This window comes from Kitasatospora sp. NPDC094016, assembly GCF_040304045.1.
In the GTDB taxonomy this organism is placed as follows: Bacteria; Actinomycetota; Actinomycetes; order Streptomycetales; family Streptomycetaceae; genus Kitasatospora.
Genome location: NZ_JBEOUK010000021.1, coordinates 120,331 through 131,512, shown reverse-complemented (window position 1 = coordinate 131,512; position 11,182 = coordinate 120,331). Strand labels below are relative to the sequence as shown.

Below are 11,182 nucleotides of genomic sequence, written 5' to 3'. Positions count from 1 at the left end.
CGTTCGGCGGTGAGGGCGGGTCGGCCGGTGTAGCCGCGGGCGAGTCCGGCGCCGGCGATGTACAGCTCGCCTGCCACGCCGGCGGGTACGGGCTGCAAGGCGGTGTCGAGCACGTAGGTGCGGGTGTTGGCCAGCGGGCGGCCGATCGGCACCACGTTCGGGACCGCCGAGGCGGTCGGCATCGGGAACTGGGTCGCGCACAGCGTCGTCTCGGTCGGCCCGTACAGTGCCCGCACCGCGATGCCCGGGACGGCCTCCAGCACCCGGCGGACGGCGGGGGCGGAGACGACGTCCCCACCGGTCAGCACCTCGCGCACACCGCTGAAGATGCCCGGGTCCTCCTCCGCGATGACGCGGAACAGCCCGGCGGTGACGTGCACGTGGGTGAGCCCGTGCGCCCGGACCAGCTCGCGGATGGCGGAGGCGTCCAGGTCGCCCTGCGGCGCGACGACCACCTGGCCGCCGGAGAGCAGCGGCGCCCACAGTTCGTAGGTCGAGGCGTCGAAGGCGTGCGGGGCGTGGAAGAGCACCCGCAGCCCGTCGGGGTGGTGCCAGCACGGGTCCGTCGCGAGCTGCACCACGTCCCGGTGGGTGATGGCGATGCCCTTGGGCACCCCGGTGGATCCGGAGGTGAACATCACGTACGCGAGCTGCTCCGGGTGGAGCCCGGCGGGCTGGGCGCGCCGCCTGCGCGGGCCGTCGAACCAGCCCTCGGTGAGCGGCAGGACGGGGCAGGGGGCGTCGGTGGCCAGCGGGTGGTCCTGGTGCGCGGGATCGACCAGGACGAGCGCCGCCCGCGTCTCGGCGGTGATCTGCCGCAGCCGTTCGGCCGGGTGCCGGTCGTCCAGCGGGACGTAGGTGCCGCCGGCCTTGGCCACCGCGAGGATCGCCGTCACCAGGTCGGCGGAGCGGTCCATCAGGAGGATCACCGGGGTGTCGGCGCCGACGCCGACCTCGGCGAGGTGGGTCGCCAAGTGCTCGGCCCGGGATTCGAGTTCGGCGTAGCTGAGCTGTTCGGCGTCGGTGATCAGGGCGGGGGTGTCGGGGGTGGCGGCGGCCTGGGCCTCGAACAGCTGCGGCAGGGCGGCCTCGGGCACCGGTGCGGTCGGTCCGTTCCAGCCGGTGAGCAGGTGCTCGCGTTCGGCGGGGTCGAGGATCTCGATGCTGCCGATCGGGGCGTCGGGGTCGGCCGCGACGGCGCGCAGGACGCGCAGCAGCCGCTCGGCGAGGGCGGTGGCGGTGGCGTGGTCGAACAGGTCGGCCGCGTACTCGACCGCCACGGACAGGCCCGCCTGGGGGCCCTGTTCGGTGAAGCGGAAGGACAGGTCGAACTTGGCCACGTCCAGCTCGAAGGGGTGGTCCGCGCAGGCCAGGTCGCCGAAGGCGGCGGGCACCGCCGGGCCGCTCTCCAGGGCGACGAGCGACTGGAAGAGGGGGTGGCGGGTGGTGCGCGGGGGGTTGAGGTGTTCGACCAGGCGCTCGAAGGGGATGTCCTGGTGGTCGTAGGCGTCGAGGTCGGTGCGGCGGACGCGGTCCAGCAACTCGCGGAAGGTGGGGTTGCCGCTGGTGTCGGTGCGCAGCAGCAGGGTGTTGACGAAGAAGCCGACCAGGTCGTCGAGGGCTTCGTCGGTGCGGCCGGCGACGGGGGTGCCGAGCGGGAGGTCGGTGCCCGCGCCGAGGCGGGTGTAGAGGGCGGCGACGGCGGCTTGCAGGGCCATGAACAGGCTGGCGTTCTGCGCGCTGGCCAACTCGGCCAGGGCGGTGTGCAGTTCGGCGCCGACCTCGAACTCGGCGGCGCCGCCCCGGTGGCTGGGAGCGGTCGGGCGCGGCCGGTCGTAGGGGAGCACCAGCTCCTCCGGGAGGCCGGACAACGCCTGCTGCCAGTAGCCGAGTTGTTCGGCGAGCAGGGCGGTGGGCTGCTGCGGGGTGCCGAGGAGTTCGTGCTGCCAGAGGGCGTAGTCGGCGTACTGCACCGGCATCGGCTGCCACTGCGGTGCGGCGCCGGTGAGCCGGGCTTCGTAGGCGGTGGCGAGGTCCCGTAGGAGCGGTGCGACGGACCAGCCGTCGGTGGCGATGTGGTGCATGAGGACGAGCAGGACGTGTTCGTCGTGCGGGAGGGAGAGCAGCGTCGCACGGACGGGCAGGTCGTGGGCGAGGTCGAAGACCTGCCCGCCGGCCTCGGCCAGGGCGGCCCGGAGCGCCTCCTCGGTGGCCACGGGTATGGTCCGCAGGATCGACTCGGGTGTTTCGGCGATCAGTTGGTGCGGCTGGCCGTCGGTGGTCGGGAAGACGGTGCGCAGCACCTCGTGCCGGGTCACCACGTCCCGCAGCGCGCCTTCCAGCGCGGGGCGGTCGAGGGTGCCCGTCAGCCGGAGGGCGACGGGCGTGTTGTAGAGCGCGCTCGGGCCCTCGAACTGCTCGATGAACCACAGGCGTTGCTGCGCGGAGGACAGCGGGACGCGCTCCGGTCGGGTGGCGGGCCGCAGGGCCGGGCGGGCCGCGCCGGAGGCGGGCAGGGCGGCGGCCAGGGTGGCCACCGTCGGGTGCTCGAAGAGCGCGCGGATCGGCAGCTCCGTGCCGAGGGCGGTGCGGGCGCGGCTGACCAGCTTGGTGGCGAGGAGGGAGTGGCCGCCGAGGTCGAAGAAGCTGTCGTCGATGCCGACCGAGGCCAGCCCGAGGACCTCGGCGAAGAGTTCGCAGAGCGCCTGCTCGGTGCCGGTGCGCGGGGCCCGTCCGGCGGCGGCGCCGCTGTAGTCGGGGGCGGGGAGGGCGCGGCGGTCGACCTTGCCGTTGGGGGTGACGGGCAGCGCGTCGAGGGCGACGATCGCGGCGGGCACCATGTAGCCGGGCAGGCGGTCGGTGACGAAGGCGCGCAGCTCGTCGGGCCGGACGGGGCCCGTGACGTAGGCGACCAGGCGCTTGTCGCCCGGCTGGTCCTGGCGGACCACGGCGACGGCCTGGCCGACGGCCGGGTGGGCGGTGAACGCGGCCTCCACTTCGCCGAGTTCGATCCGGAAGCCGCGCAGCTTGACCTGGTCGTCGGCGCGGCCGACGAACTCCAGTTCGCCCGTGCCGGTCCAGCGCACCACGTCACCGGTGCGGTACATCCGGCCGCCGGGCTCGCCGAAGGGGCAGGCCACGAAGCGCTCGGCGGTCAGGCCGGCGCGGCCGACGTAGCCCCGGGCCAGCCCGGCGCCCGCGACGTACAGCTCACCGGCGACGCCGACGGGGACCGGGCGCAGCCCGGCGTCCAGCGCGTACACCCGGGTGTTGGGCAGCGGCCGCCCGATCGGTACGGCGGCCGGCACCTCGGCGGCGGTGGCCATCGGGTGGCGGGTCGCGAAGGTCGTCGTCTCCGTCGGCCCGTAGCCGTTCACCACCCGCAGGCCGGGGCAGTGCTCCAGCACCCGCCGGATGGCGGCCGGCGAGACGATGTCCCCGCCCGTCCACACCTCGCGCAGCCCGGCGAAGGTCTCCGGGGCCTCGGCGGCCAGCACGTTGAAGAGCCCGACCGTCATCCAGGCGGCGCCGACCTGCCCCCGGCCGATCGCGGTCGCCAGCTCGGCGACGCCGAGCCGCCCGGCGGGGGCGACCACCACGCGGCCGCCCGAGAGCAGCGGGACCCAGAGCTCGTAGGTGGAGGCGTCGAAGGCGACGGGGGAGTGCAGCAGGACGCGCTGGTGGCCGCCGTCCGTGAACGTCCCGCCGAGCGCGAGGTCGACCACGGACCGGTGGGTGACGCCGATGCCCTTGGGCACGCCGGTCGAGCCGGAGGTGTGCATCACGTACGCCAACTGGTCGGCGCTCAGGGGGAGTCCGAGGTTCCCGGCGGTGTCGTCGCCCTCGGGGTCGAGCACGTCCAGTCCGGCCGGCGCGGGGTGCGCCCGGTGGGCGGTGTCGGCCAGCACCAGCCGGGCCCCGGAGTCCGCGAGGACGGCCCGCAGGCGTTCGACCGGCTGCGCGCCGTCCAGCGGTACGAAGGCGCCGCCGGCCTTGAGCACGGCCAGGATCGCCACCACCAGGGCGGCCGAGCGCTCCATCAGCAGCGCGACGGGGGTCTCGGGGCGGACCCCGGCCTCGACCAGCCGCACCGCCAACCCGTTGGCCCGCGCGTTGAGTTCGGCGTAGGTCAGCTCGACGTCGTCGGCCGTGAGCGCGACCGCGTCGGGCGCCGCGGCGGCCCGCGCCTCGAACAGCTCGGGCAGCGCGGCCTCCGGCAGCGGCGCGGTGGCGCCGGTCCCGCCGGCCAGCAGCCGCTCGCGCTCTTCCTCGGTCAACACCTGGACGGCGCCGACGAGTTCGGCCGGGTCGGCGACGATCCGGTCGAGCAGGGCGAGGAAGCGGTCCAGCAGGGTGCGCGCCTCGGCGGGGGTGAAGGCGTCGGGCCGGTGGTCCAGGCGCAGTTGGAGGCCGTCGCCGGGGGTGAGTGCCAGCAGCAGCGGGTAGTGCGCGCTGTCGACGTCCTCGACCAGGGTGACGTGGGTGGCGCCGCTCGGGTCGGCCTCGTCCAGGGCGGACGGGTCCGGGTAGTTGCCGTACACCGTGACGGTGTCGAACAGGCTGCCCACTCCGGCGAGTTGCTGGATCTCGGTGAGGCTGAGGTGCTGGTGGTCCAGCAGTGCGGACTGCTCGTGCTGGAGGCGCAGCAGCAGCTGCCCCCAGCTCTCGGCCGGGTCGAGGGTGACGCGCACCGGCACGGTGTTGATGAGCAGGCCCACCATCCGCTCCACGCCCGGCAGGTCGTGCGGCCGGCCGGACACGGTGGTGCCGAAGAGCACGTCCTCGCGCCCAATGAGCCGGGCCAGCAGCACGCCCCAGGCGGCCTGGACGAGGGTGTTGAGGGTGACGCCGTAGCGGCGGGCGGTGCGGGCCAGCGCCTCGGTGGCCGCCGGGGTGAGGCCGGTGTGCAGGCGTAGCGGCAGCAGGGGGGCGGTGGCGGAGCGGCCGGGGGCCAGCAGGGTGGGCTCGTCGGCGCCCGCCAGGGCCTGGGCCCAGGCGGCGCGGGCGGCGGCGCCGTCGCGCCGGGTGAGCCAGCGCAGGTACTCGCGGTAGGGGGCGGCCGGGGGCATCGGCTGCTGGAAGTACAGGCCCCACAGCTCCTCGGCGAACAGCGGGGTGGACCAGCCGTCCAGCAGGATGTGGTGTGCGGCGGCGATCAGCTGGTGGCGCCCGGGGGCGAGGGTGAGCAGGGTGTAGCGCAGCAGCGGCGGCCGGGCGAGGTCGAAGCGGCGGCCGTACTCGGCGGCGGCGATCCGCGCGGCCTCGGCCCGCGGGTCGGCGTGCGCCGTCAGGTCGAGGACGGTGAAGGGCAGTTCGGTGCCGTCCGGCACGGCCTGCACGGGCGGGCCGTCGGGGCGCTGGTGGAAGCCCGCCCTGAGGTTCGGGTGGCGCAGCAGCAGGGCCTCGGCGGCGGCGCGCAGCCGGTCGGCGTCCACCGGGCCGGTGAGGTCGAAGGTGCAGACGGAGGTGTAGACGTCGGCGCCGTCGGTGTCGTACGCCGCGTGGAAGGCCATGCCCTGCTGGAGCGGCGAGGTGGGCCAGACGTCCACCAGGCGGGCGGGGGCGTGGTGTTCGGCGAGCTGGTCCAGTTCGGCCTGGCCGAGCGTGACGAGCGGGAAGTCGGAGGGGGTGTGTCCGCCCGCGTCCGGCCGGTCGGCGTGCTCGGCGAGCGCGCGCAGCGCGGTGAACCACGCCTCGGCGAGCGCGGCCACGCGCTCCTCGGTGAGCAGCCCGGTGGCGTAGGACCACTGGGCGACCAGCAGCGGGCCCTGCGGGGTGTCGACGGTGGTGGCGTCCAGGCCGAGCACCCGGCCGAGCGCGAGACCGGTCGCGGCGCCCTCGCTCATCGCCTCGGTGCCGGCGAGCACGTCCTCGGCGGTGACGCCCTCCGGCGCGAAGCGGCCCAGGTAGTTGAACTCGACCTGCGGATCGGCGTACCCCCCCAGCACGGTGGCGGTGGCCGGGTTGAGGTGGCGCAGCAGGCCGTAGCCGATGCCGTTGTCCGGGACGGCGCGCAGCTGCTCCTTGACCCGGCCGAGGGCCCGGCCGAGCCCGGGGCCGGCCGCGGTGACCTCGGACCAGGGCAGCGCCCCGGGGGCGAGCCGGACGGGGTAGAGGGAGGTGAACCAGCCGGCGGTGCGGTGCAGGTCGACGCCGTCGACGATCTCCTCGCGGCCGTGGCCCTCGGCGGTCACCAGCACGGCGCCGTCCGGACCGGCGGTCGCCGCGCCGCGCCAGTGGCCGAGGGCGAGCGCCAGCGCGGTGAGCAGCACGTCGTTGACCTGCGCGTGGTAGGCGGCCGTGACGCGGGTCAGCAGCGCCTGGGTGGTCTCGGCGGGCAGCACGAGCCGCAGGACGCCCTCGGTGGCGTAGGTGTCCCGGGCCGGGTCGAGCGGGCGCGCGCCGAGCAGCGGGTCCGGGGTGGCCAGGGCGGCCTCCCAGAGCGGGAGTTCGGCGGCCCGGCGGTCGGTCCCGGCCTCGGCGGTGAGCCGCTGGGCCCAGCGGCGGAAGGAGGTGGGCACCGGCGCCAGCGCCACGGCCCGGCCCTCGCGGGCGGCGGCGAGCGCGGCGAGCAGGTCCTCCTCGACGATGCGCCAGGTGACGCCGTCCACCGCCAGGTGGTGGATCACGAGCAGGAGCTGCGGGGGCAGGCCCGGCCCGGCGTCGAACCGGACGGCCTGGAGCATCCGGCCGTCCTCGGGCGAGAGGCGCCCGCGGGCGGCCTCGGTCTCGGCGCGCAGCGCCTCCCCGGTGGCCGGGCCCGCGACGTGCCGCAGCACGGCCTCGGCGGGGACGGCGCCGGGGGCGGGGACGTGCAGCGTCCAGGGGCGCTCGGCGAGCGGGGAGGTGCGGGCGCGGAAGACGTCGTGGTGGTCGAGCAGCGCCTGGAGGGCCGTGGCCGCGTGCTCGGGCCCGCTCCCGGCGGGGAGGGTGAGCAGGGTGGACTGGTAGAAGCTCTCGACGGCGCCGTGCTGCGCGGCCAGCCAGTGCACGATGGGCGTCGGCGGCACCTCGCCGAGGCCGGCCCCGGCGGGTTCGGCGACGACCGGCCCCTCCAGCGGTCGGGCGATCCGGGCCAGTGCCTCGACGGTCGGCGAGAGGAACACCTCGCGGGGGGTGAGCTGCAGCCCGGCCTGCCGGGCCCGGGAGACGAGCCGGATGGCCACGATGGAGTCGCCGCCGAGCTCGAAGAAGGAGTCCGTGACGCCCACCGCGGGCAGGCCCAGCACCTCGGCGAAGAGGCGGGCGAGGGCGTGCTCCAGCTCCCCGGCGGGGGCCCGGCCGCCCTCCTCGGCGGCGGCGAAGACCGGCGCGGGCAGGGCGCGCTTGTCCACCTTGCCGTTGGGCGTGAGCGGCAGCCGGTCGAGCACCACGACGGTGGGCACCATGTGGTCGGGCAGCCGCTCGGCGCAGTACGCGCGCAGCTCGGCCGGGTCGGCGGCGCCGACGGTGTAGCCGACCAGGCGGCGCTCGCCCGGGCGGTCCTCGCGGACCAGCACCACGGCCTGGCGCACCTCGGGGTGGGCGGAGAGGGCCTGCTCGACCTCGCCGAGCTCCACCCGGAAGCCGCGGATCTTCACCTGGTCGTCGGCCCGGCCGACGAAGTCCAGCTGCCCGTCCGGCCGTTGGCTGCCGAGGTCGCCGGTGCGGTACATCCGGTCGCCGGGCTCACCGAAGGGGCAGGCGACGAAGCGTTCGGCGGTCAGGCCGGGGCGCCCGAGGTAGCCCCGGGCCAGGTGCGGGCCGGAGACGTACAGCTCGCCCACGGTGCCCGGCTCGACCGGGCGCAGCCGCTCGTCCAGCACGTGGATGCGCACGTCCTGGCAGGGGTGGCCGATCGGGGGCTGCTCCTCGCCGGTGAGCGGCTCGCTCATGGTGACGATGACGGTGGTCTCGGTCGGCCCGTAGCTGTTGAGCATCAGGCGGTCGCGGCCGCAGCGGGCGGCCAGTTCGCGCGGGATGGCCTCGCCGCCGCCGATCAGGGTGCGCAGGGAGGGCAGCGGCACGTCCGGCAGGGTGGCCGCCATCGCGGTGGCGATGTCGGCGTGGGTGACGCTGTACTGCTCGATCAGGTCGGCCAGCGGCTCGCCGACCAGCTGGCTCTGCTCGCGGGGGAGCACCAGGGCGGCGCCCGTGGAGAGCGCCACGGCCAGGTCGGAGACGGAGACGTCGAAGCTGAGCGAGGCGGCCTGGAGCACCCGGCTGCCGGGGCCGACCCCGGTGGCGGCGACCTGGGTGTCGATCATGCTGGGCAGCCCGGTGTGGGTGACGGCCACGCCCTTGGGCACTCCGGTGGAGCCGGAGGTGTAGATCACGTACGCGGTGTTCCCGGCGCTCAGCGGCCGCACCCGCTCGGCGGCGGTGAAGGGGGTGCCGGGCCGGGCGGCCAGCTCGGCGAGGTGCCCGGGGTCGTCGAGCAGCAGCCGGGGGGCGCCGGTCCCGGGCAGCTGGGCGGCGGCCTCGGCGGTGGTGAGCACCAGGGCGGCGCGGGAGTCGGTCAGCATGTGGCGCAGCCGCTCGGCGGGGTAGGCCGGGTCGGCGGGCAGCCAGGCGGCGCCGGTCTTGGCGACGGCGAGGATCGCGGCGACGGCCTCGGGGGACTTCGGCAGGGCGAGCGCGACGATGTCCTCGGTGCCCAGGCCGCGGGCCGCGAGCACCCGGGCCAGCCGGTTGGCGCGGGCGTCCAGCTCGGCGTACGTGAGGGTGGTGCCCTCGGCGTACAGGGCGGGGGCCTGCGGGGTGCGGGACGTCTGGGCGTCCACCAGCGTGGTCAGGGTCGGCCGCCGGTCGGCTCTGTGCGTCTGCTGGACCCCGGACATGTGACTCTCTCCCTCGTACGGCTGGCCCCCGCGGTGGCGGGAACGGCTTGCTCGGCGACCTTCGGGGCGGTCGGCCCGGGCGGTCGATGGAGCGGCGGTGCGGTGGCATGGTGGCGCGGTGCTGGTGGCGCTGGTGGTGCGGTGCTGGTGGCGCTGGTGGTGCTGGCTGGTTCTGGCGGTGCGGTTCCAGCGGTGCCGCGGTGCTGCGGTGCGGCTTCAGCGCTGGGCCGCTGCGGTCAGTGGCCGGACTGCTGGGCGAGCAGGCTCTTCGGCCGCAGGTCCTGCCAGTGCTGTTCGACGTAGTCGAGGCAGTCCTGCCGGCCGGCGGCGCCGAAGACCTGCTGCCAGCCGTCGGGCACCGGGCTGAAGCCCGGCCACAGCGAGTGCTGGCCCTCGTCGTTCACCAGGACGAGGTAGCTGGCGTCGGGGTCCTCGAACGGGTTCGCCATCGTCGGTTTCCTCTTTGTTCGGAGAAATTTCGGGGAGGAGGGAATTACGCCGGAGCGCGGCTCACGGACCCCAGCCGGAGTCGGCGTTGGGCGCCGAGACGAGGGTGGCGGCGGCCAGGGGCGAGTACGGGTCGGCGCTGCTCTGGACGCCCAGTCCGGCGACCAGCAGAACGGCGAGAATCCCGAGCATATGGTGAATGCGAACGGCAAGATTCTTCATCGTTAATTCCTTTTTCCGAGGGGGCGGTCGGCCCTCTTCGCTCGGAAATTCATCCTGCCGAGGCTCAAACGGGGGTGGAAGCTCTGGCCATGATCGGGAACACGCATTGCGGGAACCGGAAGCCCGAACAGATCATGTCAAAAACAGACAGATCTGATCCAAAGAGTGCCTGGCACTGTCAGATCAGTGGTGGGAACCGGTCACTGGCGAGGGTTTCGGTCAACCGCTCTCCCGGCACGTCGCCGGGGGAGACTCCGGCCCCCGGAAGTCGCCGAACCCCCCGCAGGGGGCGGGAGGTTACGGAGTGTCAGCATTATAGGTTACGGAGCGTCAGTGCTCGCGGTTATGGAGCGTCAGAAATGGGATCCCCGGCGCAGTTCCTCGCGGACGGTGGGCCAGTCGTCGCTCCACGTCCGCCCCGCCGAGGCGGGTGACTCCAGGGCGATCGTCGCCAGGTAGGCGCGCTTGAGCGCGGCCCGCTCGTCCTGCACCCGGCCCGAGGCCTGCTCGATCCGGCGCAGCCGGGCGTGCAGCCGCTCCAGCGCGCCCCCGCCCGCGAGCAGGCGCCGCGCCGCGGGGCCGAAACGGAAGCCGGCCGCGAGCAGCGGCCAGGCCGACCGCCACACCCGGAACACCTCGCGGTGGCCCGGACCCCACTCCCGCTCGGCCCGGGACAGCCGCGCCATCGCCGCCCGCTCGGTGGGCGCGGCACAGATCTCGCGCAGCGTCCGCGCGAGCGCGCCCCAGTCCTCGCCGGGCGCGTGCCGCAGCGCGGCGGGCAGCAGGTGGGCCATCGAGCCGTGCACCACGGTGCGCGGCCACCGCGCGGACACCGCCTCGGCCAGGCCCCCGCCGGTGTCGCCGACCAGCACCCAGACCTCGCGCACCCCGCGCTCGGTGAGCTCGGTCAGCACCTGCGGCCAGTGCTCCCCGTCCGTGGCCGGCCACAGGCCCAGCACCTCGCGCCGGCCGTCGGCGGAGATCCCGAGCGCCAGGTGCACCAGCGGGCCGCCCGAGCGGCCGCTGCGCACCGCGTCCAGGAAGACCGCCGGGTAGACGGGGCCGAGCGGGCACCGGCGCCGCTCGTCGAGCTCGTCGAGCACCTGGTCGGTGATGGCGGAGACGGTCTCCCGGCTGAGCTCCACGCCGTACACCTCGGCCAGGTGCGCCACCAGCTCGCCCGAGCTGAGGCCGCGCGCGGTGAGCGAGATGACCAGCCGGTCGAGGCCGGGCAGCCGGCGGGCCCGGGGGCGGACGGCCCGGGGGGTGAAGCTGCCCTGGCGGTCCCGGGGCACCCGCACCTCGACCGGGCCGACCTCGGTGAGCAGCCGTCTGGCCCGGGCGCCGTTGCGGACGTTGGCGCCGGGTCCGGTGCCGGGCTCGGTGCCGGGCTCGGTGCCGGGTTCGGCCCCGTGCAGGTGCTCCTGGAGTTCGAGCTCCAGGGCGTGCTCGATCAGCTGCTTGGCGAGCGTCTGGAACAGCCCGCCGTCGCCCAGCAGCCGGATCGCGCCGGAGCCGACCTGCTCGGCGGCGGCCTCCGCCAACTGCCGTACCAGCCGCTGGTCCACCAGCTCGGCCAGGTCCACGGGCGGGACCGCCGGCCCGGGATCAGCTCGCAACAAGGGGTGCCCTCCGTCTGTCGGCCGTTCGTCCGCCGGCCGTCCGCCCCGGCCGCCCCGACGGGGCGACAGGCG

4 protein-coding genes are annotated in these 11,182 nt (G+C 75.5%); all 4 read right to left on the bottom strand.

Translation table 11 applies throughout. The features are described 5' to 3' along the window. Nucleotides 1-8,819 (bottom strand): non-ribosomal peptide synthetase (locus tag ABT015_RS20705; protein WP_350881061.1); only part of this gene is annotated, 8,819 nt, incomplete at its 3' end. 236 nt (nt 8,820-9,055) lie between these two features. Further along, nucleotides 9,056-9,268: an MbtH family protein gene (locus ABT015_RS20700; RefSeq protein WP_350881059.1), complete on the bottom strand. Its 213-nt coding sequence runs from the start codon at nt 9,266-9,268 to the stop codon at nt 9,056-9,058. Nucleotides 9,269-9,329: 61 nt separating this feature from the next. Then, complete coding sequence (locus tag ABT015_RS20695) at nt 9,330-9,458, bottom strand: hypothetical protein (protein WP_350881057.1); 129 nt, start codon at nt 9,456-9,458, stop codon at nt 9,330-9,332. A gap of 383 nt (nt 9,459-9,841) precedes the next feature. Continuing rightward, nucleotides 9,842-11,074 carry an IS256 family transposase gene (locus tag ABT015_RS20690; RefSeq protein ID WP_350881055.1) on the bottom strand — a complete coding sequence of 411 codons (1,233 nt, stop codon included), beginning with the start codon at nt 11,072-11,074 and terminating at the stop codon, nt 9,842-9,844. Nucleotides 11,075-11,182 lie beyond the last annotated feature (108 nt).

Bases quoted from the DNA above. Each gene is read 5' to 3' on its own strand.
- ABT015_RS20700 (WP_350881059.1), bottom strand. From the start codon at position 9,268: ATGGCGAACCCGTTCGAGGACCCCGACGCCAGCTACCTCGTCCTGGTG.
- ABT015_RS20695 (WP_350881057.1), bottom strand. From the start codon at position 9,458: ATGCTCGGGATTCTCGCCGTTCTGCTGGTCGCCGGACTGGGCGTCCAG.